This window comes from Cryobacterium sinapicolor (assembly GCF_004403465.1).
In the GTDB taxonomy this organism is placed as follows: Bacteria; Actinomycetota; Actinomycetes; order Actinomycetales; family Microbacteriaceae; genus Cryobacterium; species Cryobacterium sinapicolor.
In genome coordinates, this window is the sequence record NZ_SOGQ01000013.1 from 22,065 (window position 1) to 47,929 (window position 25,865).

The 25,865-nt window shown below is 68.5% G+C and carries 22 protein-coding genes; 10 read left to right on the forward strand and 12 right to left on the reverse strand.

The features are described 5' to 3' along the window. The first annotated feature begins 2 nt into the window (after positions 1-2). Positions 3-857 (forward strand): HhH-GPD family protein, encoded by an 855-nt coding sequence (locus E3T28_RS02345; protein ID WP_241979137.1) that lies wholly within the window; start codon positions 3-5, stop codon positions 855-857. A gap of 93 nt (positions 858-950) precedes the next feature. Here E3T28_RS02345 and rbfA read toward each other — a convergent pair whose 3' ends face one another. The 4 genes from rbfA to nusA all read right to left on the reverse strand — a co-directional run bounded on the left by rbfA (position 951) and on the right by nusA (position 5,813). Next, a complete protein-coding gene (rbfA, locus tag E3T28_RS02350; protein WP_134427571.1) occupies positions 951-1,475 on the reverse strand; it encodes a 30S ribosome-binding factor RbfA in 525 nt (174 codons plus the stop codon). Between the two features lie 99 nt (positions 1,476-1,574). Continuing rightward, on the reverse strand, positions 1,575-4,457 hold the full coding sequence (gene infB, locus E3T28_RS02355) for a translation initiation factor IF-2 (protein WP_134427573.1): 2,883 nt from the start codon (positions 4,455-4,457) through the stop codon (positions 1,575-1,577). Positions 4,458-4,533: 76 nt separating this feature from the next. Beyond that, positions 4,534-4,791, reverse strand: coding sequence for a YlxR family protein (locus E3T28_RS02360; protein ID WP_134427575.1), 258 nt, complete (start codon positions 4,789-4,791; stop codon positions 4,534-4,536). A gap of 8 nt (positions 4,792-4,799) precedes the next feature. After that, a complete protein-coding gene (gene nusA, locus E3T28_RS02365; protein WP_134427577.1) occupies positions 4,800-5,813 on the reverse strand; it encodes a transcription termination factor NusA in 1,014 nt (337 codons plus the stop codon). Between the two features lie 154 nt (positions 5,814-5,967). Here nusA and E3T28_RS02370 point away from each other — a divergent pair, with 154 nt between their 5' ends. Continuing rightward, positions 5,968-6,789, forward strand: coding sequence for a DUF1206 domain-containing protein (locus E3T28_RS02370; RefSeq protein ID WP_134427579.1), 822 nt, complete (start codon positions 5,968-5,970; stop codon positions 6,787-6,789). A gap of 153 nt (positions 6,790-6,942) precedes the next feature. On the opposite strand, the gene E3T28_RS02375 is transcribed toward E3T28_RS02370, so the two are convergent. Beyond that, the gene (locus E3T28_RS02375) at positions 6,943-8,694 is read right to left on the reverse strand and encodes a proline--tRNA ligase (RefSeq protein ID WP_134427804.1); all 1,752 of its coding nucleotides are present in this window, start codon (positions 8,692-8,694) and stop codon (positions 6,943-6,945) included. A gap of 197 nt (positions 8,695-8,891) precedes the next feature. Then, positions 8,892-10,052 carry a flavodoxin-dependent (E)-4-hydroxy-3-methylbut-2-enyl-diphosphate synthase gene (gene ispG / locus E3T28_RS02380; protein ID WP_174776767.1) on the reverse strand — a complete coding sequence of 387 codons (1,161 nt, stop codon included), beginning with the start codon at positions 10,050-10,052 and terminating at the stop codon, positions 8,892-8,894. Between the two features lie 137 nt (positions 10,053-10,189). Here ispG and E3T28_RS02385 point away from each other — a divergent pair, with 137 nt between their 5' ends. Continuing rightward, positions 10,190-11,374, forward strand: coding sequence for an acetyl-CoA C-acetyltransferase (locus E3T28_RS02385; protein WP_134427582.1), 1,185 nt, complete (start codon positions 10,190-10,192; stop codon positions 11,372-11,374). Between the two features lie 120 nt (positions 11,375-11,494). Here the strand turns inward: E3T28_RS02385 and E3T28_RS02390 are convergent, their stop codons facing one another. Then, the gene (locus tag E3T28_RS02390; RefSeq protein WP_166786900.1) at positions 11,495-12,874 is read right to left on the reverse strand and encodes a M50 family metallopeptidase; all 1,380 of its coding nucleotides are present in this window, start codon (positions 12,872-12,874) and stop codon (positions 11,495-11,497) included. A gap of 65 nt (positions 12,875-12,939) precedes the next feature. Here E3T28_RS02390 and E3T28_RS02395 point away from each other — a divergent pair, with 65 nt between their 5' ends. Genes E3T28_RS02395 through E3T28_RS02405 form a run of 3 tightly spaced genes read left to right on the forward strand, consistent with a single transcriptional unit; the run spans position 12,940 to position 15,781 of the window. Next, positions 12,940-14,376 carry a serine/threonine-protein kinase gene (locus E3T28_RS02395; RefSeq protein WP_241979129.1) on the forward strand — a complete coding sequence of 479 codons (1,437 nt, stop codon included), beginning with the start codon at positions 12,940-12,942 and terminating at the stop codon, positions 14,374-14,376. Next, the gene (locus tag E3T28_RS02400; protein WP_134427585.1) at positions 14,373-14,813 is read left to right on the forward strand and encodes a hypothetical protein; all 441 of its coding nucleotides are present in this window, start codon (positions 14,373-14,375) and stop codon (positions 14,811-14,813) included. Before E3T28_RS02395 ends, E3T28_RS02400 begins: the two co-directional genes overlap by 4 nt. A 38-nt stretch (positions 14,814-14,851) precedes the next feature. After that, the gene (locus tag E3T28_RS02405; RefSeq protein WP_134427588.1) at positions 14,852-15,781 is read left to right on the forward strand and encodes an NAD-dependent epimerase/dehydratase family protein; all 930 of its coding nucleotides are present in this window, start codon (positions 14,852-14,854) and stop codon (positions 15,779-15,781) included. A gap of 69 nt (positions 15,782-15,850) precedes the next feature. Here the strand turns inward: E3T28_RS02405 and dxr are convergent, their stop codons facing one another. Then, on the reverse strand, positions 15,851-16,933 hold the full coding sequence (gene dxr, locus E3T28_RS02410; protein WP_134427591.1) for a 1-deoxy-D-xylulose-5-phosphate reductoisomerase: 1,083 nt from the start codon (positions 16,931-16,933) through the stop codon (positions 15,851-15,853). Between the two features lie 65 nt (positions 16,934-16,998). Here dxr and E3T28_RS02415 point away from each other — a divergent pair, with 65 nt between their 5' ends. Both E3T28_RS02415 and E3T28_RS02420 read left to right on the forward strand, forming a co-directional pair. Then, the gene (locus E3T28_RS02415; protein ID WP_134427594.1) at positions 16,999-17,793 is read left to right on the forward strand and encodes a lysophospholipid acyltransferase family protein; all 795 of its coding nucleotides are present in this window, start codon (positions 16,999-17,001) and stop codon (positions 17,791-17,793) included. 76 nt (positions 17,794-17,869) lie between these two features. Then, positions 17,870-19,207 (forward strand): aminotransferase class III-fold pyridoxal phosphate-dependent enzyme, encoded by a 1,338-nt coding sequence (locus tag E3T28_RS02420; RefSeq protein ID WP_134427597.1) that lies wholly within the window; start codon positions 17,870-17,872, stop codon positions 19,205-19,207. Positions 19,208-19,904: 697 nt separating this feature from the next. On the opposite strand, the gene E3T28_RS02425 is transcribed toward E3T28_RS02420, so the two are convergent. Next, entirely contained in the window at positions 19,905-20,381 is a 477-nt protein-coding gene (locus tag E3T28_RS02425; RefSeq protein WP_134427600.1) for an OsmC family protein, read from the reverse strand. A 133-nt stretch (positions 20,382-20,514) separates the two neighbouring features. Here E3T28_RS02425 and gabT point away from each other — a divergent pair, with 133 nt between their 5' ends. Together gabT and E3T28_RS02435 are read left to right on the forward strand one after the other, a co-directional pair. Further along, positions 20,515-21,897: a 4-aminobutyrate--2-oxoglutarate transaminase gene (gabT, locus tag E3T28_RS02430; protein WP_134427603.1), complete on the forward strand. Its 1,383-nt coding sequence runs from the start codon at positions 20,515-20,517 to the stop codon at positions 21,895-21,897. Positions 21,898-21,910: 13 nt separating this feature from the next. Further along, positions 21,911-22,933 (forward strand): asparaginase, encoded by a 1,023-nt coding sequence (locus E3T28_RS02435; protein ID WP_241979130.1) that lies wholly within the window; start codon positions 21,911-21,913, stop codon positions 22,931-22,933. A gap of 13 nt (positions 22,934-22,946) precedes the next feature. Here the strand turns inward: E3T28_RS02435 and E3T28_RS02440 are convergent, their stop codons facing one another. The 3 genes from E3T28_RS02440 to E3T28_RS02450 are packed head-to-tail and all read right to left on the reverse strand — an operon-like array spanning position 22,947 to position 25,865. Continuing rightward, positions 22,947-23,753, reverse strand: coding sequence for an ABC transporter permease (locus tag E3T28_RS02440; RefSeq protein WP_174843987.1), 807 nt, complete (start codon positions 23,751-23,753; stop codon positions 22,947-22,949). After that, positions 23,750-24,664, reverse strand: coding sequence for an ABC transporter permease (locus E3T28_RS02445; protein ID WP_134427608.1), 915 nt, complete (start codon positions 24,662-24,664; stop codon positions 23,750-23,752). The genes E3T28_RS02440 and E3T28_RS02445 overlap by 4 nt, the downstream gene beginning before the upstream one ends. Before the next feature lies 1 nt (position 24,665). Then, entirely contained in the window at positions 24,666-25,865 is a 1,200-nt protein-coding gene (locus E3T28_RS02450) for an ABC transporter ATP-binding protein (protein WP_134427611.1), read from the reverse strand.

Sequence of the window (25,865 nt, forward strand, 5' to 3'; positions counted from 1 at the left end):
CCATCAACGCCTGGTTCAGGGGCAACGCCCGCGACCTCCCCTGGCGCCGCACCGGCTTCGGTGCCTGGGGCGTGCTGGTGAGCGAGTTCATGCTGCAGCAGACTCCCGTCAACCGGGTGATTCCCCGGCTGGCGGAGTGGCTGGAGCGCTGGCCGACCCCGGCCGACCTGGCCGCCGTGCCACCGGGCGAGGCCGTACGCGCCTGGGCGACGCTCGGCTACCCGCGACGCGCGCTCTGGCTGCACGCCGCTGCGGTGGAGATCACCGAGCGTCACGACGGGGTGGTGCCATCCGACGTCGACGCCCTGCTTGCCCTCAGCGGGATCGGCGACTACACGGCCAGGGCGGTCGCCGCGTTCGCCTACGGCCTGCGGCATCCGGTCGTCGACACCAACACCCGCCGCGTCATCGCCCGCGCCGTGGCCGGCCAGGCCGAGCCGGCCCCGCCCAGCCGCACCCGGGATCTCGACGCCATGGGCGCGCTCCTCCCCCACGCCGTGAGCGACGCCGCCGTGTTCAACGCCGGCATGATGGAGCTGGGCGCCGTGGTCTGCACCGCGAGGAGTCCCCGCTGCGACGACTGCCCCATCCAGAGCGTTTGCGCCTGGCGCCTGGCGGGCTACCCGGCGTATTCCGGCCCTCGCAAGGCCGTACAGAAGAAGTTCGAGGGCAGCGACCGCCAGGTGCGCGGGCTGATCATGGCCGAGCTGCGCGCCACCCGGCATCCGGTGACGGATGCCGAGATCACCGGTCTGTGGCCGGACGGAGTCCAGCGCGACCGGGCTCTGGCCGGCCTGCTGGCCGACGGACTCGCCGTCTCCACTGCGCCCGGCGCGTACACCCTGCCGCACGGATAGGCACCAGGCACACGAAAGGCCGAGCCCGGGAGCATCCGTTCATGGATGTCCCTGGCCCGGCCGGCCGGTCACTGACCGGAACGCGCTGCCGTGCTACTTCTCTGAATCCGCCTCAGCGGCGACCTCGGCGTGCAGGCCCACCGCGGGCTCAGCCTCGTCGTCATCGCCATCGTCGTCGTCGTCGTCGGCGTCGGCGTATTCCCGCGGCTTGACGTAGGGATCCTCGTCGCCGGCGTACTTCGCCGTGCGAGCCTGTTCCTCCACCTGCGTGTCGCGCTCGCGCGCCTCACGCAGAAGGTCGTCGATCAGGGCCGCATTCTCCGGGATGGCGTCCGCGATGAACTCGAGCGACGGCGTCAGGCGTGCCGTGATGTTCTTGCCGACCTCGCTGCGCAGCATCCCGGTGGCCGCCTTCAGCGCCGCAGCGCTGTCGGCCCGTTCCTCCGCGGAACCGTAGACCGTGTAGAACACCGAGGCGTGCTGCAGGTCACCGGTGACCTTGACGTCGGTGATGGTCACAAAACCGAGTCTCGGGTCACGGAGACCGCGCTCAATGCGCTTGGCCACGATGACCTTGATGCGGTCGGCCATTTTCCTGGCGCGTGCCGGATCTGCCATTGTCTCACTCCTATTGTCGAAAATTCACCGAAGATGCGGGCCCCGCCGGGTCCCTGTTCAGGAACCCCGGCGAAACCCGCACCCAACATCCGTAAGTCGTTAGACCCGCGGCTTTTCCTTCATTTCGATCGTCTCGATCTCGTCACCGATCTGGATGTCGTTGAACTTGCCCAGGCCGATACCACACTCGAAGTCCGTGCGGACCTCGGTGACGTCGTCCTTGAAGCGACGCAGCGACTCGATGCCGAGGTTGTCTCCGACGACGACGCCGTTGCGGATGACCCGCGCCTTGGCGTTCCTCGTGATGACACCCGAGCGAACGATGACACCGGCGACGTTTCCGAACTTGGAGGAGCTGAACACCTCGCGAATCTCGGCGACACCACTCTGCACCTCTTCGAACTCGGGCTTGAGCATTCCCTTGAGGGAATTCTCGATGTCCTCGAGTGCGTTGTAGATGACCGAGTAGAACCGCACGTCCACGCCTTCACGGGCTGCGCGTTCGCGTGCCTTCGTGTCGGGGCGCACGTTGAAGCCGATGATGATCGCGTTGTCGACGGTGGCGAGGTTGACGTCGCTCTCCGTGACCGCACCGACACCACGGTGGATGATGCGCAGCTGGACCGAATCGTCGACCTCGATCTTGAGCAGCGACTCTTCCAGTGCTTCGACAGCACCGGAAACGTCACCCTTGATGATGAGGTTGAGCGACTCGACCTTGCCCTCTTCGAGTGCACGGGTGAAGTCTTCGAGGCTGATGCGCTTGCGGGCCTTGGCCAGCAGGGCGTTCCGCTCGGCGGCTTCGCGCTTCTCGGCAATCTGACGTGCCGTGCGGTCTTCCTGGATGACCAGGAAGGTGTCGCCTGCACGAGGAACGCTGGAGAGGCCCTGAACCTGGACTGCACGGGACGGAGTGGCGGCGAGCACGGGCACGCCGTTTTCGTCTGCCATCGCCCGAACACGGCCGTAGGCCGTGCCCGCCACGATGGAGTCTCCGACGTGCAGGGTTCCCGACTGGATGAGCACGGTCGCCACGGCGCCACGGCCCTTGTCGAGGCGTGCCTCGATGGCCACGCCGCGAGCGTCCTTGTCCGGGTTGGCCCGCATGTCGAGGCCAGCGTCCGCGGTGAGCAGCACGGCGTTCAGGATTTCCTGAATTCCGGTGCCCTGCTTCGCCGACACGTCGACGAACATGACGTCTCCACCATATTCTTCGGCGACGAGGCCGAACTCGGTGAGCTGCTGACGCACTTTCTGCGGGTTGGCGCCGGGCTTATCGATCTTGTTGACTGCGACCACGATCGGCACGTTGGCGGCCTGGGCGTGGTTCAGCGCCTCAATCGTCTGCGGCATGATCCCGTCGTCCGCCGCGACCACGAGGATCGCGATGTCGGTGACCTGGGCACCACGGGCACGCATGGCGGTGAACGCCTCGTGGCCCGGCGTGTCGATGAAGGTGATGGCGCGTTCGATGCCCTCGTGCTCGGTGATGACCTGGTAGGCACCGATGTGCTGCGTAATGCCGCCGGCTTCGCCCGCCGCAACCTTGGCGTTGCGGATGGCGTCGAGGAGCGCGGTCTTACCGTGGTCGACGTGACCCATGACGGTGACGACGGGAGGACGGGCGACGAGTTCCTCGTCGGTCTCGTCTTCCAGCTCCTGGTCGATGTCGATGTCGAAGCCGAGCAGAAGCTCACGGTCCTCATCGTCGGGCGAGACCATCTGGATCTTGTAGCCGAGCTCGGAACCGAGCACGTCGAACGTGGCCTCATCGAGGGACTCGGTCGCCGTGGCCATCTCACCGAGGTGGAACAGCACGGTGACCAGGTTTCCGGGGCTCGCGTCGATCTTGTCGGCGAAGTCCGTGATGGACGCACCGCGGCGCAGCCGTACAACGGTTCCGCCGTCGCCGCGGGGTACGCTCACGCCACCCAGCGACGGAGCCTCGCGCAGCTCGAACTCTGCCCTCTTCGTGCGCTTCGACTTGCGGGCTTTGTTCTTGCCGCCACCGCGGCCGAACGCACCAGCGGTTCCGCCACCAGGGCCGCGACCGCGACCACCGGCGCCGCCGCCACCGGCGGGACGGGGCGGGCCGAAGCCGGGGGCACCTGCCGGGGCGCCACCAGGACGCTGGAAGCCGGGGCGTGCGCCGCCGGCACCGCCCGGAGCGCCGCCGGGACGCTGGAAAGCACCGGGACGCTGACCGAAACCGGTCGGGCGGGGAGCCTGGCCCGGTCCACCCGGGCGGGGCGCGCCGGGGCGCGGAGCCGCGGGGCGAGGGATGTTGCTGGGCGAAGACGTGGACGGCGGGCGCTGGCCCATGCCCTGCGCGCTCGCGAACGGGTTGTTGCCCGGGCGCGGGCTCGGGGTCTTGCCCATGCCCTGGTTGCTGGCGAACGGGTTGTTGCCCGGGCGAGCTGCCGGCGGCTTCGGCACGGATGCACCGGGCTTGGCAGCACCTGAAGCGCCGCCCGCGGTCTTGGCGACCGGGGCATCCGTCGCCGGCGCAGTGTCGGCGACGACGGCGGCAGCAGCGGCCTTCTCCGCGGCAACGGCCTTCTCCGCGGCGGCGGCCTTCTCGGCGGCCTGAGCCTGACGTTCGGCAACCGTGAGCGGGGCGGACGGCATCGGCGGTGCGTCCGCGGCGGGAACAACCGCTGCGGGGACCTCGACGACGGGACGTGCGCCTGGCTTGACGGCCAGCTTGGCCGGGGACGGACGTGCACCGCCCGGCTTCGCGGCGGATCCAGCGGCGACGGGGGTGGCGCCGGCCGGGGAGGATGCAGTGGCGGCAGCGGCGGGAGCCGCGGTGCTGGAGCCATCGGCCGCAAGGGCGGCGCGCAAACGGCGAGCTACCGGTGGTTCAACGCTACTGGACGGTCCCTTGACGAACTCGCCCATCTCTTTCAATTTAGCAAGGGCTACCTTGCTGTCGACGCCGAGCTCGCTAGCGATCTCGTGTACGCGTGGTTTCGCAGCCACAATTCTCCTGTTCCGGGTCTGCACCCGGAAAGGGGCAGACCGTTAGTAACGGACGGGTCTCATTTCGAGCCGCTCATTAGTTATCCATAAGCCTGTTCAGCCTGTTCTCTAGTTGATTCGCGTCCAATGAACTGGTCACGTGAAGGGCACGCCCGAAAGCGTGTCGCCGCAGTGCGTCCTGGAAGCACGCGGTAGTGGGATGCAGCCACGCACCTCGCCCAGGCAGAGTGGCGGTTTCATCCACCACGAGTTCCGATTCTCGGGCTACAACCCTCAGAAGTGAGGATCGCGGAGCGCGCGAACGGCATCCAATGCACGTTCTAACGGGATCCATCGTACCCCCTATTCCGTGTCCTCCAGAATGCTGTCCGGCTGAATGTCGATTTTCGCACCCGTGAGCTTCGCCGCGAGACGGGCATTCTGGCCTTCCTTGCCGATCGCCAGCGACAGCTGGTAGTCGGGAACGAGGGCTCGGACGGCCTTGATCGACTCGTCGATCACGTAGGAGCTCGTGACCTTGGCCGGCGACAGCGCGCTGGCGACGAAGGTGGCAAGGTCGGGCGAGTAGTCGACGATGTCGATCTTCTCATTGTTGAGCTCCACGGTGACGGCGCGCACGCGCTGGCCGAGTTCGCCGATGCAGGCACCCTTGGCGTTGACTCCGGGCTCCGTAGCGCGAACGGCCATCTTGGTGCGGTGACCGGCCTCGCGGGCCAGGGAGACGATCTCCACGACACCGCTGGCAATCTCCGGCACCTCGAGGGCGAAGAGGCGACGCACCAGCGACGGGTGGGTGCGCGACACGGTGATCTGCGGTCCCTTGAGGCCTTTGCCGACGGCGGTGACATAGACGCGGATGCGCTGTCCGTGCACATAGCTCTCGCTCGGCACCTGCTCTTCGGGCGGCAGGATCGCTTCGATCGTGCCCAGGTCGACGTGGATCATGCGCGGGTTCGGACCCTGCTGGATGATCCCGGCGACGATCTCGCCCTCACGGCCCTTGAATTCGCCGAGCACGGCGTCATCGGCCAGGTCGCGCAGACGCTGGTTGATGACCTGCTTGGCCGCGAAGGCCGCGATGCGGCCGAAGTCGGTGGGGTTGTCGACGGCTTCGCCGACGACATTGCCCTCTTCATCGTGTTCGGGCACAAAAATGTCGACGTGGCCGGTCTTGCGGTCGAGTACGACGCGCGCTTCCGGCTCTTCCTCGACGGCCTGCTTCGTGCTGGCTTCACCCTGCTGGGTGTGCTTCACGTAGGCCGTCAGAATTGCTTGCTCAATAATCTGCACGAGTTCCTCGAAGGGAATCTCTTTCTCGCGCTCCAACTGCCGCAACACGCTGAGGTCGATGTCCATGGCCGGCCTCCTCTATTCAGATCTTGCCGCCGCGAAACTGCGCAGCGGGCTCGTCCTAGGGTAGCCGAATCCGTAGGGCCCCGTCACCCGGGCGAAGCCTGCCCCGCGCCGAAACCGACTCCCCCTCGACCGGGTGCGGCGGTACGCTGGGCGAATGGCCGCCGATTCCGTCTCAGACAACGCCCAGCAGGCTGCACGCACCGCCGAGGGCAGCCGCACCTTCCAGTTTCTAGCCCGCTCCGGGTATGCGGTGAACGGCCTGCTGCACGTCATGATCGGCGCCATCGCGATCGGCGTGGCCACGGGGGCGGGCGGCGGTTCGGCCGACCAGTCCGGCGCCCTCGGCCAGCTGGCCCGCACCACCGGCGGCGTTTTCGTGCTCTGGACCGTGGTGCTCGGCCTGACCTCCCTCGGCCTCTGGTACCTGGTGCAGGCCTTTCTCGAACCCGCGCGGGACCCGAAACGCAAGTGGGCCCGCCGCGCGGTCTTGATCGGCAAGGGCATCGTCTTCCTGTTCATCTCGGGGACGGCGTTCACCTTCGCGCGCGGGGCATCGGCGAGCTCGTCGGAGACTGCCAGCGACTCCACCGCGATACTGCTGTCGATTCCCGGCGGCGTCGTGCTGCTCTTCATCGCCGGACTGGCCGTCATCGCGATCGGCGCAGTCTTCGTCCACCGCGGCGCGAGCCACGGGTTCACCGACAGCATCACGGTGCCCGGTGGCCCGGCCGGCACGGTGGTGGTGATCCTCGGCACCGTGGGCTACATCGCGGAGGGCATCGCTCTGGCCGCCGTGGGCATCCTCTTCACCGTCGCCGCGTTCACGCTCGACCCGGAGAAGGCCACGGGCATGGACGGAGCGCTGAAGTCACTCGTGGCGCTGCCGTTCGGGGCTGCGATCCTGATGCTGGTCGGCGCCGGCCTGATCGCCTACGGCGTGTACTGCTTCGCCCGGGCCCGGCTCGCCCGCCTCTGACGTTCTCCGCACACCGGAGAGCGAGGCCGGGCAAGACGAGCAGCCTCGAACCAATTCGACGGAGATTTTCCGCCTAATGCCGTTTTCTTAGGCGTTTGCGGCCAATGCGGCCACAATCTCCGTCGAATTCGTCAGAGGCAAAGGTCAAGCGGATCAGGCGAAGTTGGCGGCCAACTCGGCGACGGCCACCTGGGTGCGCTCCCCCGAGCGACGATCCCAGAGCTCGACGATGCCGTCGGCGGCGCCCCGCCCCACGATGACGATCACGGGGATGCCGATCAGTTCCGCGTCACCGAACTTCACGCCGGGCGATACCTTGCGGCGGTCGTCGTAGAGCACGTCGCGGTGGGTGCCCTCGAGCATGGCGACCACGGTCCCGGCGGTCTCGAACACGACCTCGTCACGGCCGGTGGCGATCACGTGCACGTCGAACGGCGCGACCGCTGCAGGCCAGATCAGGCCCTTCGGGTCGTTGTTGAGTTCGGCGATGGTGGCGAGGATGCGGGTCACACCGATGCCGTAGGAACCCATCGTGACCGTGACGAGCTTGCCGTTCTCGTCGAGCACCTTGAGGCCGAGCGCCTCGGCGTACTTGCGGCCGAGCTGGAAGACGTGGCCGATCTCCATGCCTCGGGCCAGCTCCACCGGGCCGGAGCCGTCGGGCGCCGGGTCGCCGGCGCGCACTTCGGCGGCCTCGATGGTGCCGTCGACGGCGAAGTCCCGGCCGGCGACGAGCCCGAAGACGTGGCGGCCGGCTTCGTTCGCGCCGGTGATCCACTCGGTGCCCTCGACGACGCGGGGGTCGACGACGAAACGGATGCCGGTGGCCGACTGCTCGCCGAGCACCGCCCCGATTGCGGACCACGGTCCGATGTAGCCCTTGACCAGCCCGGGGAACTTGAGGAAGTCGGTTTCGTTCGCGGCCTCGACCTCGGCGGGGGCGACGGCCACCTCGACGCGCTTGAGGTCCACCTCGCGGTCGCCGGGGAGGGCGATCACGAGGAGCTCACGGGTGCCGTCGGGCTGGATGAGCGCCAGGACGACGTTCTTGAGGGTGTCCGCTGCAGTCCAGGCGCGGCCGTCGGGGCGCGGGTGGTCGCTGTTGGCGCGGTCGACCAGGGTTTGGATGGTTGGCGTGTCCGGGGTGTCCAGGACCTCGGCGGCCGGGAATCCGGCCCAGTCGATGGCGGGCGGGGCGACCGTGCGGAACGCCTCGATGTTGGCCGCGTAGCCGCCGGCCGAACGCACGAAGGTGTCTTCGCCGACGGGGGTGGGGTGCAGGAACTCTTCGCTCTTGGAGCCGCCCATCGCGCCGGCGTCCGCCTGCACGATGACGTATTCGAGGCCGAGCCGGGTGAAGATGCGCTCATAGGCGTCGCGTTGTGCCTGGTAGCTCGTGTCGAGGCCGGCATCCGTGTAGTCGAAGGAGTAGGCGTCCTTCATCGTGAATTCGCGGCCGCGCAGCAGCCCGCCGCGGGACCGGGCCTCGTCGCGGTACTTGTCCTGGATCTGGAAGATCGACAGGGGCAGGTCCTTGTAGGAGCTGTAGAGGTCCTTCACGAGGAGGGTGAAGACCTCTTCGTGGGTGGGGGCGAGGAGCATATCGCTGCCCTTACGGTCCTGGAGCCGGAAGAGCCCGTCACCGTATTCGTCCCAGCGGCCCGTGACCTCGTAGGGCTCGCGCGGTAGCAGGGCCGGGAAGTGCACCTCGAAGGCGCCGGCCGCGGCCATCTCCTCGCGCACGATCGTCTCGATCTTGGCCTTGACACGCAGGCCGATCGGCAGCCACGCGAAGATCCCAGGGGCCTGGCGGCGGATGTAGCCGGCGCGCACCAGCAGTCGGTGGCTGGTGACCTCGGCGTCCGAGGGGTCTTCGCGGAGGGTACGGAGGAAGTAGTTGGACATACGAATAGGCACGCACCTACTTTACGGCGCGCGGGCTGACCCGACCGACCCGCGTCGTGCCGACGGATGCCGCGACCGCCCGGTTGCGGACATGACACCCTCGCGCGTGAAAAGAAGGGTTTTGTCCGCACCTCGCGGAGGGGGAACGGGAAGGAGGGGGAAGGAGGGGGAAGGAGGGGGAACGGGGGGGTGATGTGCTACTGGGCGCCGACCGTCACGACGGGGGTGCCGAGGGAGTCCTCGCTCGGCGGCATCTCGGCGGCCATGCGGTTGGCCTCCTCGATCAGGGTCGCGACGATCTCCGACTCGGGCACGGTCTTGATGACCTCGCCGCGCACGAAGATCTGCCCCTTGCCGTTGCCCGACGCCACGCCGAGGTCGGCGTCGCGGGCCTCGCCCGGTCCGTTGACGACGCAGCCCATCACGGCGACGCGGAGCGGCACGGTCATACCCTCGAGGCCGTCGGTGACGTCGTTGGCGAGCTTGTACACATCGACCTGGGCGCGGCCGCAGCTCGGGCAGGACACAATCTCAAGCTTGCGCTCACGCAGGTTCAGCGACTGCAGGATCTGCAGGCCCACCTTGATCTCCTCGGCCGGGGGTGCGCTCAGAGACACCCGGATGGTGTCGCCGATGCCCTCCCCGAGCAGGATGCCGAACGCCGTTGCGCTCTTGATGGTGCCCTGAAACGACGGTCCGGCCTCGGTGACGCCGAGGTGCAGGGGCCAGTCGCCGCGTTCCGCCAGCAGGCGGTAGGCCTTGACCATGATCACCGGGTCGTTGTGCTTGACGGAGATCTTGAAGTCGTGGAAGTCGTGCTCCTCGAACAGGCTGGCTTCCCAGACGGCGCTCTCGACCAGGGCCTCCGGGGTGGCCTTGCCGTACTTCTGCAACAGGCTCGGCTCGAGCGAGCCCGCGTTGACGCCGATGCGGAGGGAGACACCGGCGGCCTTAGCCGCGGCCGCGATCTTGCCGACCTGGTCGTCGAACTTGCGGATGTTGCCCGGGTTGACGCGCACGGCGGCGCAACCGGCGTCGATCGCGGCGAACACGTAGCTCGGCTGGAAGTGGATGTCCGCGATGACTGGGATCTGGCTCTTCGCCGCGATGATCGGCAGCACCTCGGCGTCGTCGCGGCTCGGCACGGCGACGCGCACGATATCGCAGCCGGATGCCGTCAGCTCGGCGATCTGCTGCAGGGTCGCGTTGATGTTCGTGGTCGGCGTCGTCGTCATCGACTGCACGCTCACGCGCGCGTCACCGCCGACGAGCACCTTGCCGACCTTGATCTGACGCGTCTTGCGACGCGGAGCGAGCACTTCAGGTACTTTGGGCATTCCCAGGTTGATTGCAGCCACGGCGATAGCTTACGCGCCGAGGCAGGACGAAATCTGAACGGATGCCGGGCGGGTCCGGGCAGGCCCGACCACCGCGACGACCACCGCCGCACACGTCGTCACGACAACCCGATCGCCCCCGACTAAGGAGTCCCACCATGAACAACAGCGACGTCGTCATCCTCGCGGGCTCGCGCACTCCGCAGGGCCGGGTGAACGGACAGCTCTCCAGCCTCACCGCCGTGCAGCTGGGCAGCGCCGCCATCACCGGGGCGCTGGCCCGGGCCGGCGTGACGCCCGACCAGGTGCAGTTCGTGCTGATGGGCCAGGTCCTGCAGGCCGGCTGCGGGCAGAACCCGGCCCGGCAGAGCGCGATCGGGGCCGGCATCCCGTGGAACACGCCGGCGATGACCCTGAACAAGGTCTGCCTCTCGGGGCTGGCCGCCGTGATCGACGCGGCTCGGCTCATCCGTCTCGGTGAAGCGGATGTCGTCGTGGCGGGTGGGCAGGAATCCATGTCGAACGCCCCGCACCTGTTGCCCGGCTCGCGCACGGGCTGGGCCTACGGCAGCGTCACCATGCTCGACCACGCCGCCAGCGACGGACTCACGGATGCCTTCGACGGCCTCTCCATGGGCCTCTCCACCGAGCACGTCAACGGGCGTCTCGGCCTCCGGCGTGCGGACCAGGACGCCATCGCGGCCGCCTCGCACCAGCGCGCCGCGGCGGCCGCCGCGAACGGCATCTTCGACGACGAGATCACGCCGCTCAGCGTTCCGCAGAGAAAGGGCGAGCCGCTGCTGGTCGCCTCGGATGAGGGGGTGCGCGGCGACAGCACCACGGAGACGCTGGGCCGGCTGCGTCCGGCGTTCACCCTGGACGGCACCGTCACGGCCGGCAACTCGTCGCCGCTCAGCGACGGCGCCAGCGCGCTCGTGTTGTGCAGCCGCCGCTACGCCGAGGAACACGGACTGAGCTGGCTCGCCGTGGTAGAGGCCTCCGGCCAGGTCGCCGGACCCGACAATTCCCTGCACTCGCAGCCGGCGAACGCGATCCGATGGGCGCTGGCGCGCCAGGGCTGGGCGGCATCCGAGCTCGACCTGGTGGAGATCAACGAGGCCTTCGCCGCGGTGTCGCTCGAGTCGACCCGGGAGCTCGGCCTCTCCCCCGAGCAGGTCAACATCCACGGCGGGGCCATCGCCGTCGGGCATCCGATCGGGGCCTCTGGCGGCCGTCTCGCGCTGCACGCGGCGCTCGAGTTGGCCCGGCGCGGCAGCGGCAAGGCTGCCGTCGCCCTCTGCGGCGGCGGCGGCCAGGGTGAAGCGCTGCTGCTCTCCCGCTAGCGGGGAACCAGACGCCGAGAGTCGCCGTTCATGCCCAGACCACCCGGCGGAACGGCGACTCTCGGCACAAGCGGCGACTCTCGGCGTCTCCTCGGACGGGCTGGCGGGAAACGCCGCGGGTCAGCCGAAGATGTTGATCGGCTTGACGATGTCCGCGTAGATGAGCAGCAGGCTCATCCCGCCCAGCACCACCACGACGGCGAAGGTGAGCGGCATCAGCTTCGCCGTGTCGACGGGGCCCGGGTCGGGGCGCTTGAACAGTTTGGCGATCTGGCGGCGCAGCCCTTCCCACAGCGCGCCGGCGACGTGGCCGCCGTCGAGCGGCATCAGCGGCACCAGGTTGAACACGAACAGGGCCACGTTGAGCGAGGCCAGGAGCCCCAGCATGCTCGCGATCTTGCTGTTCACCGGGATGGCGTCGATGCTCGCGATCTCGCCGGCGACGCGGCCGACCCCGACCACGCTGATCGGGCCGTTCGGGTCGCGCTCCCCCGGTCCGAAGGCCGCGTTGGCGATGTCGATCATGCGCTGCGGCAGGTTCGCGATCATGTGCACGACGGCACCGATGTTCTCGCCCACCGCGGGCAGCACGGCTGTCGCGGGCTGCGGCACGAGCTCGCCCGCCGGGCCGATTCCGACGAAGCCGACCTCCTGGGTCATCGGCTCGCCGGCGGCATCTTCCTGGATCTCGCCGTCGGCATCCGTCACGTAGCGTTCGGTGAGTTTGGGGGTGATGCTCAGGGTCTGCTGCGTGCCGTCACGGTCGACGACGACGGCGAGCGGGATTCCCGGCGACTCTCGGATGATCTCGGTGGACTGGTCCCAGCTGTCGATGGGTGTGCCGTTCATGCTGACCAGTCGGTCGGCAGGTTGAAGGCCGGCCGCAGCGCCGGGTGCCTTCTCGTCGGTCGATTCGCAGGTCTGCCGGGTGCTCGAGGCCGGCAGGACGCACTCGGACACGCTGCCGACGGTCGTGCTGACCTGGGCGGTGCCGAAGCCCATCAGGAGCACGGCGAAGAGCACGACCGCGATCACGAGGTTCATCGTGGGCCCGCCGAGCATGATGATGACGCGCTTGAAGACCGGCAGGCGGTAGAACGCGCGGTGGTCCTCGCCCTCTCCGATGGTGTCGGCGCTGGACTGGCGGGCTTCGTCGACCATGGTCGCCAGGGCGCCGGGCTTCTTTTCCGGTTCGCCCTCCTGCACCAGCTGGTTGAAGAAACCGGTGCTGGATGCCTGTACCTTGCCGCCCTTTTTGGCGGGCGGGAACATGCCGATCATGGCGATATAGCCGCCGAGCGGGATGGCCTTCACGCCGTATTCGGTCTCGCCCTTGCGACGGGACCACAGGGTGGGGCCGAAACCGATCATGTACTGGGTGACCTTGACGCCGAACAGTTTGGCGGGGAGCAGGTGGCCGATCTCGTGCAGCCCGATGGACAGGGCGAGGCCGACCACGACGATCAGAACGCCCAGAATATACAGCAGCACGGTTTCCACAGTCGTAGATTACCCACTCCACCCTGCAAGGGCGCTGGCCGTTCCCCCTGCAAGGTGTGGTTTGCTTGACTTTCGGTTCCACGAGGAGGTTCCCTCTGTCCACGCAACCCACCGTCGGCCCCATCGGCATCAGCCTCGCCGACCGTTTTCGGATCGACGCCCTGCTCGGAACGGGCGGGATGGCATCCGTCTACCGGGCCACCGACCTCTTTCTCGGGCGTACGGTCGCCGTGAAGCTGTTCCGTCTCGACACGGCCGACGACGCCGGGCCGGAGCGTCAGAGCGGCGAGGTCACGGTGCTCGCGAGCCTGAACCACTTCGCCTTGGTCACCCTGTTCGACGCCGGCACCGCCGTAATCGACGGCGTTGCGCGCACCTTCATCGTGATGGAGCTCGTCGACGGCACGGACCTGCGCAGCAGGATCGCCGACGGGGCCCTGAACCCCGACGAGGTGGCCTTCATGGGCGCCGACCTCGCCGAGGCCCTGCACTACGTGCACGCGCGGGGCATCATCCACCGCGACATCAAGCCGGCGAACGTGTTGCTCGCTCCGTCGGGCTTCCCCGGCCGCGCCATGCACGCCAAACTCGCCGACTTCGGTATCGCTCGCCTCTTCGACTCGACCCGCCTCACGGCGACCGGGTCTCTGCTCGGAACGGCCGGCTATCTCAGCCCCGAGCAGGCCCTCGGAAGCACAATCGGGCCGCCCAGCGACGTCTACTCGCTCGGGCTCGTGCTGCTCGAATGCCTCACCGGCGAGCGCGCCTTCACCGGCACGGCGATCGAGTCGGCGATGGCCAGGCTTCAGCGGGAGCCGCACATTCCGGCCGGGCTCGGCGAGGCCTGGGCCGCCGTGCTCGGCGGCATGACCACCCGCGAGCCGACCGATCGACTCAGCGCGGGCGAGGCGGCCGTGCAGCTGCGACGTCTGTCCAGCGGGGAGAGCACCGACGCTGGAACCGCGGTCACCGTGGCGATGGGCGCCCCGGCGGCCACCGAGCTGCTGGAACCCACCGCCGTTCTGGGAGCCACCGAAATTCTCGAGCCCACCGCCGTGATCGGCGCCGCAGGGGCCCTGGCACCCACCGAGGTTCTCGGCGCCGACGAAAACCTCGCACCCACCGCGGTGCTCGCCGCCCCCGGAAACCTCGCCCCCGCCGCCGGACTCGCCCCCACGAAGGTCATGACTGCCCCGCACGCGGGCGCGGATGCCGCGACCGAGTTCCTGACGCCGGCCGGCGCTCCGGCCCGCTCCCCCGGCAGCGCGGCCGAGCGGTCACCGGGCAGCACCCGCACCGATCGCACCTCCACGACCGCTCCCCCGTGGCGTCGGCCTCGGGTGCTCGTGGCGCTGGGAGTCCTCGTCGCCCTCATCATCCTGGCCGTCCTGGTCTTCACCCCTCGGGCAGTCGAACCGGCCGCGCCCGCCGCCACCTACCCGGCCGTCGACGGGTCTCTCGGCACCAATCTGAAGCAGCTCCAGGAAAGCGTGACGCCATGATGCCCCGAGCCCGCCTGACCATCGCGCTGGCCGCGGCCGTGCTCGTCGCGACCGCCCTGACCGGATGCGCGAGCACGCCTCCCGACCTGCAGCAGACCACCGCGGCCCTGTTGCAGGCCGGCGTGCAGAACGTCACGGCGGCCGCAGCGGCCGGCGACTTCGAGGCCGCCCAGGCCTCACTCGAGACCGTCCAGTCCGATCTGATGACCGCGGCCGCGGCTGACGAAGTGAGCGCTGCCCGGGCGGCCGACATCCAGTCGGCCCTCAACCTCGTGTCGGCCGACCTGGTCGCGGCGATCGAGGCGAGCAAACCGGAGCCGACCGTGGCCCCGGCCCCGGCCCCGAGTGAGACGCCGACGTCCGTTGACAAGGGCGACGACAAGGACAACGGTAAGTGCAAGAAGAAGGACGAGTGCGACGACGACGGGGGCGACTGACTGACCTCATTCCCGTTCGCCGCGTCCCAGGAGGATTCATGCCCCAGCAGCTCGTCGTCGGCGCCGGCATGATCGGGCGCCCGCTCGCCGAGCGTCTGGCGGCGCGAGGCGACCAGGTCACCGTCGGTACCCGCTCCGGCGCGATGGTTCCCGGGGCCGAGTCGATGGTTTTGAATGCGAGCGACCCCCAGACGTTCACCCGGGCGGCAACCGGCATGTCGACGATCTTCCTGTGCATCAACCCGCGCTACACCGACTGGACCACCCAGTGGCCGCCGGTCATCGACGCGGCGCTTGTGGCGGCATCCGTCACCGGCGCCCGCCTCGTCTTGATGGGCAACCTCTACCCCTACGGGGCGCCGACCGGGCCGATGACCGAGCATTCGCCGGAGACGACCACGGAGACGAAGGGACTCGTGCGGAAGGATGTCTGGCACCGTGCGCGGGACGCCCACGATCGCGGTGAGATCCGGGCCGTCGAGGTGCGGGCGAGCGATTATTTCGGTCCGGGCGTCATCGGCACGGCGCACCTCGACGACCGGTTCTTCCGAGCCATCCTGGCGTCGAAGACCGCCCGGGTCGTGGGCCAGCCGGGGCGGGTGCACAGCTGGAGCTACCTGCCCGACATCGTGTCCACCCTGGTGGCGGCCGCCGACCACGCGGGCGAATGGGGCCGGCTCTGGCATGTGCCGAGCACGGCCGTCACCCGTGACGACATCGCCGCCCAGCTCAACCGCCGCTACGGAACGCACGGCACCGTGGCGGGCTACCCGCAGTGGTTGCTCAAGTCGCTCGGCACGCTGAACCCGATGATGCAGGAGATCTGGGCCTCGAGCTATCAGCTCAGGGTGCCGTTCCTCATCGATTCCGCCGAGTCGGAACGACTCCTCGGGGTCGCCGCGACCCCGTGGGCGGATGCCCTCGGCACGACCGCCGACAGCTACCGCGCGTCAGCCGACTCCGCCTGAGCCTGCCCAAGCCGGTTCGAGCAAGCCCGATCCGACGCTGAGTCGCAGCCGTGCCGACGCGGCCTGGACTCAGCGGGCGAGGAGCCTGTCCGCAGCGGCGCGGGCCCACGCCTCGGCGCCGGCGAGGGAATCGCGGGTGAGCGGGCCGTCCTGCTCGTGCCGTTCGACGACGCGCTGGATGGTGTCGACGATGTCGAGGAAACCAATGGTGCCCGCGTGGAACGCCGCCACGGCCTGCTCGTTCGCCGCATTGAACACCGCAGGGTAGGTGCCGCCGGCGCGCCCGACCTGCTTGGCCAGGTCGACGGCGGGGAAGGCCGTCGTGTCGAGGGGTTCGAAGGTCCAGTTCTGCGGCACGGTCCAATCGATCGGGGCGCCGACTGCCGCGACGCGGTTCGGCCAGTCCAGCCCGAGCGAGATCGGCAGGCGCATGTCCGGCGGGGAGGCCTGGGCGATCGTCGAGCCGTCGATGAACTCGACCATGGAGTGCACCACGGACTGCGGGTGCACGACCACGTCGATGCGCTCGTACTCCACATCGAAGAGAAGGTGCGCCTCGATCACCTCCAGACCCTTGTTGACGAGGGTGGCCGAGTTGGTCGTGACGACGAGTCCCATGTCCCAGGTCGGGTGCGCGAGCGCCTCCGCCGGCGTGACGTCGGCGAGCTGACCGCGGCGGCGGCCACGGAAGGGGCCCCCGGATGCCGTCAACACCAGGCGCCGCACCTCGCCGGCCGTTCCCGCCCGCAGCGCCTGCGCGATGGCGGAATGCTCGGAGTCGACGGGCACGATCTGCCCCGGCGCCGCCAGCGACTTCACCAGGTCGCCGCCGACGATGAGCGATTCCTTGTTGGCCAGGGCGAGCGTGCGTCCGGCGCGCAGCGCGGCCAGGGTCGGTCCGAGACCCACCGAGCCGGTGATGCCGTTGAGCACGACGTCGGCGTCGACATCCCGCACGAGCTCCTCGGCTTCGTCGGCGCCGAGCGCCGTGTGCTCGACCTCGAACTCGGCGGCCTGGGTTTCGAGCATGGCCCGGTTGCTTCCGGCGGAGAGTCCGACCACCTCGAACCGGGTCGGGTTGGCCTTGATCACGTCCAGTGCCTGGGTTCCGATCGAGCCGGTCGACCCGAGAATTACAACTCGTCTGCGCATCCTGCAACTGTAGGTGGAGGCGCCGCCTTTCGTGCCTGGGCGGGCCGTGGCGGTAGGGTCCAAGGATGACCGGTTCCAAAGAAGATTCCCAGGATGCACCTCCCGTCGACCTGTCGGCAGAGGGATCGGAGCCCACGAAGCGCCCCGGATTCGTCTACTTCCTCGGTTACGGCATCATGGCTCCGGTCGCCCGGCTGGTCTTCCGCCCCACCATCACCGGCCGGGACAACATCCCCCGCATCGGCCGCGTCATCCTGGCCAGCAACCATCTGTCGTTCATCGACAGCATCGTCATTCCGCTGGTCGCACCCCGGCGCGTGCAGTTCCTGGCCAAGTCCACCTACTTCACCGGCACCGGGTTCAAGGGATTCGCCTCCCGCACCTTCTTCACCTCGATCGGAGCGGTCGGGGTCGAACGCGGGGCAGGGCAGGCCGCCCAGGACGCGCTCGACGCGGGCCGCAACATCCTCGAGTCCGACAGCGCCTTCGCGATCTACCCGGAGGGAACCCGGTCCCTCGACGGACGCCTGTACAAGGGGCGCACCGGCGTGGCGTGGCTCGCGCTCATCACAGGCGCCGTCGTGGTTCCGGTCGGGCTGATCGGCACCCAGGAGATCCAGCCGGTGGGAGCGAAATTCCCGCGGATCCGCAAGATCACGGTCGCCTTCGGCGAGCCCCTCGACCTGAGCCGCCATGGCTCAGCGGAATCGGGCAAGGCCCGGCGCGGCGCAACCGACGAGATCATGGCCGCGATCCACGCCCTGTCCCATCAGGAATTGGCCGGCAAGTACAACGAGTCGCCGCCCGCGGGCACGCTGCAGAAGCTCGCTGACCGGGTCTTCCCACGCGAACGCGTCTAGCCGGATACCAGCCGGCCGGGCCGGGCATCCGATGCCCGAAAACACCGTTGAAACGGGAGCGACCTAAGCTGGGGGCATGTCTGACAAGTATTCGGTATCTCAGGAGCGCAAGCTCGTCACCGCCCTTCCCGGCCCCAAGTCGGTCGAATTGCAGGAACGCCGCCTGCGCGCGGTGTCCCGCGGTGCGGGCACGCTGGCGAACATCTATATGGATCACGGAGCGGGAGCGATCCTCGTCGATGTCGACGGCAACCAGATCATCGACCTCGGCTGCGGCATCGGCGTGACTACCATCGGCCACGCGAACGACGAGGTGGCCGCGGCGGCCGCAGCGCAGGCCGCCAAGCTCACCCACACCCTGTTCACCGTCACACCGTATGAGAACTACGTGGCCGTCGCGGAGAAGCTCGCCGAGATCACCCCCGGGGACTTCGAGAAGCGCTCCATCCTGGTCAACACCGGCGCGGAAGCCGTCGAGAACGCCGTGAAGATCGCCCGCAAGTTCACCGGCCGCCGCGCCATCGTGGCGCTTGACCACGCGTTCCACGGTCGCACCAACCTGACCATGGCGATGACGTACCGCCCCTGGCCGGAGCGCGCCGGAATGGGCCCGTTTCCCGGCGAGATCTACAGCGTGCCGACCAGCTACCCCTACCGGGACGGCCTGACCGGTGAAGAGGCCGCCGAGAAGACCATCGACTACATCAACACCCACATCGGCGCCACCGAGATCGCGGCCTTCTTCATCGAACCGATCCAGGGCGATGGCGGCATCGTCATCCCCGCCCCCGGCTTCTTCAAGCGGCTGAGCGAGTTCTGCACGGAGAACGGCATCGTCTTCGTCTCCGATGAAATCCAGGCCGGCATCGCCCGCACCGGCGCGTGGTACGGCATCGAGCACCACGATGTGGTGCCGGACCTTGTCACCACGGCCAAGGGCATCGCCGGCGGGTTCCCGCTCGCTGCCGTCACCGGCCGCGCCGACATCATGGACTCCGTGCAGCCCGGCGGCATCGGCGGAACCTTCGGCGGCAACCCGGTGTCGACCGCGGCCGCTCTCGCCGTCTTCGACCTGATCGAGCGCGACAACCTGCTCGGCGAGGCGCAGCGCGTCGAGAAACTGCTCTGGGCGCGCATCGGCGACTGGCCGCAGCGGTTCTCGGTCGTGGGCGACGTGCGCGGCAAGGGCGCGATGTTCGGGGTGGAGCTCGTTCACCCGGGCACGACCACGCCGTACCCCGAGGCCCTCACCGCGATCATCAAGCACGCGACCACCAACGGCGTCATCGTGCTGGATGCCGGCAGCTGGGACTCCGTGCTGCGCATCATGCCGTCGGTCGTCATCTCCGAGGCGCTGATCGACGATGCCGCCTCCGTGATCGAGGAGACCCTCGCCGCGCTGTCCGGCCTGTAGTTCCTAGCACCCAGCTCCGCTCATCTGGGCGCGTGGCGGCCGGCCGGTGACCCTGGCCGGGCCGTTCGCGTCCCGGTGTCGAATCTGTCGAAACTCAGAACGGCGCCGGTTCGTCCGAATTCGGCTGCCGCACTTTCTTCTTCTCCTTGACCTCGGGCGCACGCCCGGCCGGCGGATGATCGTGGCCGGCGCACTGATGAACGTTCCCCCGGTCGGAGACGTCCACTTCAGCGTGCCGTCCGGCAGGAGTGCGTAGCTCCACCGCGTCTCGGACTTCAGCGCATGGTCGGCCGGACACGGATGCGCGAGATTGTCGTGCGCGATGATCCCCGTGAACTGCCAATGGACAACTTGATCAAACGCCCATTGTGGAGCAGGGGCGGGGTGCCCGTGGACGCCGGGCTCATCGCCAGCCGCGGTCATCCGTCACAAGGCCCAGCAACACGCATCCGTCGTCACGTAGCCGCGGAGATCTTCGTGAAACACCGGTTCCGGTGCCTGCCGAGCGGAGTGTTGCGGAATTCTCCGCGGTTAGCGACCATGACGGATGCCCGAAGGGGGAACCTCCGAACGTCGGCGCACCGGGTCTCGACAAGCCCGACCACCGACAAGCTCGACCACCGACAGGCCCGACCACCGGCGGCTCGAACCGGCCGCGGCTCGAACCGGCGGGACGGGACGGGACGGGACGGGACGGTCAGCGGGCGACGGCCATCGTGACGGGCTCGTGCGCGACCGGGAAGTTCACGGATGCCGCGATGAAGCAGAGTCCGGCGGCCTCCGCGTGCAGAGACTGGGCGAGTTCGACCTGCCCGGGATCGGACACCGTGACGCGGGGTCGCAGAGTCACCTCGGTGAAGTGGCCACCGCCATCCGTCGTCTGGACCATCGCCCCGATCGCGTCGTCGGTGTAGGCGACGACCCGCACGCCGTGCTTGACGGCGACGTGCAGGTAGCTCATCAGGTGGCACTCACTGAGCGCGGCCAGCAGCAGCTCCTCCGGATTCCAGCGGTCGGCGTCGCCGTGGAAGGCCGGATCGGCCGATGCGCGGATCGGCTCCTTGCCGTTCGCGCTGATCAGGTGATCCCGGCCGTAGTCCCGATAGCCGCTCGTGCCGGTGCCCCGGTTGCCCGTCCAGGCGATGTTCACGGCGTAGTGATGTGCACCGATCACGGTGCCTCCTTCGATTTGCAGGGCTCTGCGGGCCGATCCGCGGCCCACAATGGGCCGTTACGCGGCCAGGGAACCGATTGTCGCAGCTATTCGCTGCGCCTCCCGTCGCCCTGATCGGTAAACTGGTTACATCATGACTGACACGCTGACGCCCTCGACCACCCCGTCCACCTCCGCCGCCCCGGTTTACACGGTGCCGCAGGAACGAAAGATCGTGACCGCGATCCCGGGTCCGCGCTCGAAGGAACTCCAGCAGCGCAGACTCGCCGTCGTCTCCGGCGGCGTCGCATCCGCTCTCCCCGTCTACATCAAGAAGGCGAACGGCGCCATCCTCGTCGACGTGGACGACAACCAGTTCATCGACCTGGGCGCCGGCATCGGTGTGACCACGATCGGCCACACCGACACCAGCGTCGTCGCGGCCGCCGTCGAGCAGACCCAGGACTTCATCCACACCCTCTTCACCATCACGCCCTACGAGGAATACGTGCGCGTCTGCGAGCTTCTCGCCGAGCACACCCCCGGCGATTTCGCGAAGAAGTCGGTGCTGATCAACTCGGGCGCCGAGGCCGTCGAGAACGGCGTCAAGATCGCCCGCAAGCACACCGGCCGCCGCGCCGTCGCCGTGCTCGACCACGCGTACCACGGCCGCACGGTGCTGACCATGGCCATGAACTACAAGGCCATGCCCTACGCGACCGGCTACGGCCCCCTCGCCAGCGACGTCTACCACGCCCCCAGCTCCTACCCGTATCACGACGGTCTGAGCGGGGCGGATGCCGCGGCGCGCACGATCGCCTACCTCGAGAAGGTCGTCGGCCCCACCGACCTGGCCTGCCTGGTCGTCGAGCCCATCCAGGGTGAGGGCGGCTTCATGGTCCCGGCCGAGGGCTACTTCAACGCCCTGCAGACCTGGTGCACCGCGAACGGCGTTGTCATGATCGCCGACGAGATCCAGAGCGGCATGGCCCGCACCGGCAAGTACTACGCCAGCGAGCACTTCGGCTGGACCCCTGACCTCGTGCTCACCGCCAAGGGCATCGCCGGCGGCATGCCGCTGGCCGCCGTCACCGGCCGCGCCGAGATCATGGATTCCTCGCAGCCCGGCGGCCTCGGCGGTACTTTCGGTGGAAACCCGGTCTCCTGTGCCGCGGCCATCGCGGTGTTCGAGTCGATCCAGCGTAACGACCTGCTCGCCGAGGGTGTGCGCATCGAGAACACCCTGCGTGCCGGCCTCGGCGCGCTCAAAGAGAAGCACGACATCATCGGCGAGATCCGCGGCCGTGGGGCCATGATCGCGATCGAGCTCGTGCAGCCGGGAACCGGTGACACGACCAAGGCGCCGAACGCGGCAGCCGTGTCGTCCATCGCCGCCTACGCCGCCCAGCAGGGAGTGCTGCTGCTCACCGCCGGAACCTACGGCAATGTGCTTCGGTTTCTGCCGAGCCTGGCCGTGAGCGACGCTCTCCTGAACGATGCCCTCTCGGTCATCGACGACGCCATCGCCGCGCTCTAAGCGCGTCGACACCGTGACAACGACATTCCAGCCGCCCATCAACGCCGGGCAGACGTTCACCGTGTCCGACGCGGTCGAACTGGCCGTGGTCGAGCGTAGCGGTTTCGTCGAATCGAGGCACGCGGGCAGCGCTGTCGTGCTCACCAGCGAGGGCGCGGTGCTCCGCGCCCTCGGCGACGTGAGCACCCCGATCTTTCCGCGGTCGTCGATGAAGCCCTTCCAGGCCATCGCCGTGATGGCCAGCGGGGTCACCCTGCGCGGCGAGGACGCGGCGATCGCCACGGCCAGCCACACTGGGACGCAGCGCCACGCCGACCTCGTGCGCGGGCTCCTCGCCCGCGCCGGCATCCCCGAGACGGCGCTCGCCTGCCCGGCAGCCTGGCCGGACGACTCCATCGCCCGCGACGCCCTGGTGCGACTGGGCGCCGGCAAGGCCCCGATCTACATGAACTGTTCGGGCAAGCACGCCGCGATGCTCGTGGCCTGCCAGCAGAACGGCTGGGCTCTGTCCGGATACCTGGAGCCGGAGCATCCGTTGCAGAAACGCATTCTCGACGTGGTCGAGCGCTTCACGGGTGAACGTCCGTCGGCGTCCGGCGTGGACGGATGCGGCGCACCGGTGCACGCGCTCTCCCTCACCGCCCTTGCCCGCGGCATCGCCCGCATCGCCACGTCCAAGTCGAACTCGCCGTTCGCGATCTACCGCGAGGCCGGTTTCCTCGGCGAGGCCCTGCGGCAGCACGGCTGGGTCATCGCCGGACCGGGCATGCCCGACACCGTCGTGATCGACCGCCTCGGCCTGTTCGTGAAGACGGGCGCGGAGGGCATCTGCGTGGCCTCCGCCCCGAACGGCACCACGGTCGCCCTCAAGGTGCTCGACGGCAGCCTGCGGGTCACCACCATCGTGGCCCTGCGCCTGCTGGCGGATGCCGGCGCGATCGCACACAGCGACATCGATGCGATCCTGCCCGAACTGCACCTCGCGGTGCAGGGCGGCGGGCTCCCGGTCGGCGAGATCCGCGCCAGCTTCGTGTAGCGGGGGCCGCGCGTCACCCCTGTTTCGCCAGCCGCTTCTCCTTGGCCGCCCGAGACACCTGGGCGGTGACCACGAGCACGAGGGCTAAGATGAACACCGCCGACGCGATCACGTTCGCCTCCGCGGGGATCCCCCGGGCTGCGGACACGTAGATGTACTTGGGGAACGTGGTGACGGCGCCGGAGTTGAAGTTGGTGATGATGAAGTCGTCGAAGCTCAGCGCGAAGGAGAGCAGCGCGGCCGCCAGGATGCCGGGCAGCAGCAGCGGGAAGGTGATCCGGGCGAACACTTGGGTGGCCGACCCGTAGAGGTCCCGGCCGGCCTCCTCGAGCGCGGGATCGAGGCTGGCGACCCGCGCCTTGACGGTCACCACCACGAAGCTGATGCAGAACATGGTGTGCGCCAGGATGATCGTGACCATGTCCTTCGGCACGCCCAGGGACAGGAACTGCGCGGCGAGGCCGGCGCCGAGCACAACCTCCGGCGTGGCCATCGGCAGGAACAACAGCAGGCTCGTCTGCGATCGGAACCGGAACCGGTACCGCACCAGGGCGATCGCGATCATCGTGCCGAGCGTGGTCGCGGCCACCGTGGCCACCACGCCGATCAGGACGCTGTTGCCGAACGCCTCGCACACGGCGCCGTTCTGCACCTGGCACACGTTGAGCCACTTGTCGAAGGTGAACCCGCGCCAGGTGATGTTGGATTTCAGAGAGTCGTTGAACGAGAACACGAAGGTGTAGACGATCGGGACCATCAGGAAGATGAGCGCCAGCACCGTGTAGAGCGGCAGAAGCAACTTGCCCAGGGAGAATTTCACAGCAGCTCCTCCGTGCCCGACCGTTTGACGTAGATGCTCACGATCACCAGGATCACCGACATCAGGATGATGGACAGCGCGGCCGCCGCCGGATAATTCTGCAGCACCAGGAAGTTAGCCTCGATCACGTTGCCGATCATCTGGGTGTCCGGCCCGCCGAGGAAGTCCCGGCTCGCATTGATGTAGTCGCCCGCCGCCGGGATGAAGGTCAGCAGCGTTCCGGCCACGATGCCGGGCATCGACAGCGGGATCGTGATCTTGCGGAACACGTCGAACGGACGCGCGTAGAGGTCGCTGCCGGCCTCGAGGTAACGCAGGTCGAGCCGTTCGAGCGTGGTGTACAGCGGCAGAGTCATGAACGGGATGAAGTTGTAGGTGAGCCCGAAAATGACGGCGAAAGCAGTGCCCGTGAAATGTGCATCCGGTGCCAGCAACGACAGAGCCTTGAGCGACGTGATCACGAACGACTCGTCCGACAAGAGTTGCTTCCAGGCCAAGGTGCGGAGCAGGAAGCTGATGAAGAACGGGGCGATCACCAGCACCAGCATGAGGCTCTGCAGCAGCGGCCACGGCCGAGCCTTCACGCCGATGAAGTAGGCCAGCGGGTAACTGAACACGAGGGCCAGCACGGTGGCGATCAGCGCGTATCCGAAGGAGCGCATGATGTGCGGCCAGTAGGCCGTGATCACGTCGACGTAGTTCTCCCAGCGGAACGCGTAGGAGTACTGGCCGACGTCGCCGAATTCCGACGGGGCCTGAAACGACGTCAGCAGCAGCGACACGAGCGGCGCCAGGAAGAACAGAACCAGGTAGAGGATGCCCGGCAGCAGCAGGAGCAGCGCGATCGGGCTCTTTCGGCGCGGCGCCGGTTCGGGCGCGGTGGTGCTGGTGGAGAAAGCCGCGAACGCCACCCTAGGCTCCCTCAAGCTCCGTGAGCAGGGAGGAGCGTTTCTGCGTCGCGATGCTCCGGGTGGTGTCGTCGGCCTCGAAACGGGGTTCCGCGGAGGCGTCGTCCTCGAGTCCGAAGCCGTGCTCGATGTTCCAGCTCAGCCAGACCTCGGAACCCTCGTGAGCAACGGGGCCGAACGCCATGTTCTGGGCGAAGACGATGAGGGTGCCGATGCCGGCGATCTCGACCAGGTACTGGGTGCTGACTCCGCTGAACGAGACGTCGATCACGCGGCCGGGACCCATCAAGTTGCGGGCGACGTCGCCGACGGGCTCGGTCACGTGGAGGGTCAGCTTCTCCGGGCGGACGCCGATGGTGACCTCGCCGATGTGCCGGTGCGCGCGTGCCGCCGGGACCACGACTTTCTGGCCGGCCACGTCCACCGAGATGGCCTCGCTCGTGCTGCCGACCACGGGGCCGGTGAACAGGTTCGACTGGCCGAGGAAGTTGGCGACGAAAGCCGTGCGCGGCAGCTCGTAGAGTTCCTCGGGGGCACCCATCTGCTCGATCCGGCCCTTGTTCATCACCGCGACGGTGTCGGCCATGGTCATGGCCTCCTCCTGGTCGTGGGTGACGTGCAGGAAGGTGAGGCCGACCTCCTCCTGGATGGTCTTCAGCTCGAGCTGCATCTGGCGCCGCAGCTTCAGGTCGAGCGCGCCGAGCGGCTCGTCGAGCAGCAACAGGGCCGGCCGGTTCACGATCGCCCGGGCGAGGGCCACCCGCTGCTGCTGCCCACCGGAGAGCTGCTGCGGGCGGCGCGCGGCGAGGTGGTCCAGTTCCACCAGGCGGAGCGCCTCGTGGGCCTTGGCGACCGGGTCGTCGATGCGGCGGCGGCGAAGCCCGAAGGCGACGTTCTCCAGCACGGTCATGTGCGGGAAGAGGGCATAACTCTGGAACACCGTGTTGACCGGACGCTGGAAGGATTTCTGGTTCGTCACATCCGTGCCCCCGATCAGGATGCGACCGTTCGTCGGTTCCTCGAGGCCGGCCACCAGGCGCAGCGTCGTGGTCTTGCCGCAGCCCGACGGGCCGAGCAGGGCAAAGAAGGAGCCGGCGGGGATCTTCAGATCGAGGTGCTCGATGGCGGTGAAGCCCGGGAACCTCTTCTGGATGCCCACCAGCTCGAGGTCGGCCCCTGCGCTGGCGAATTCTCCGCTGTTCAT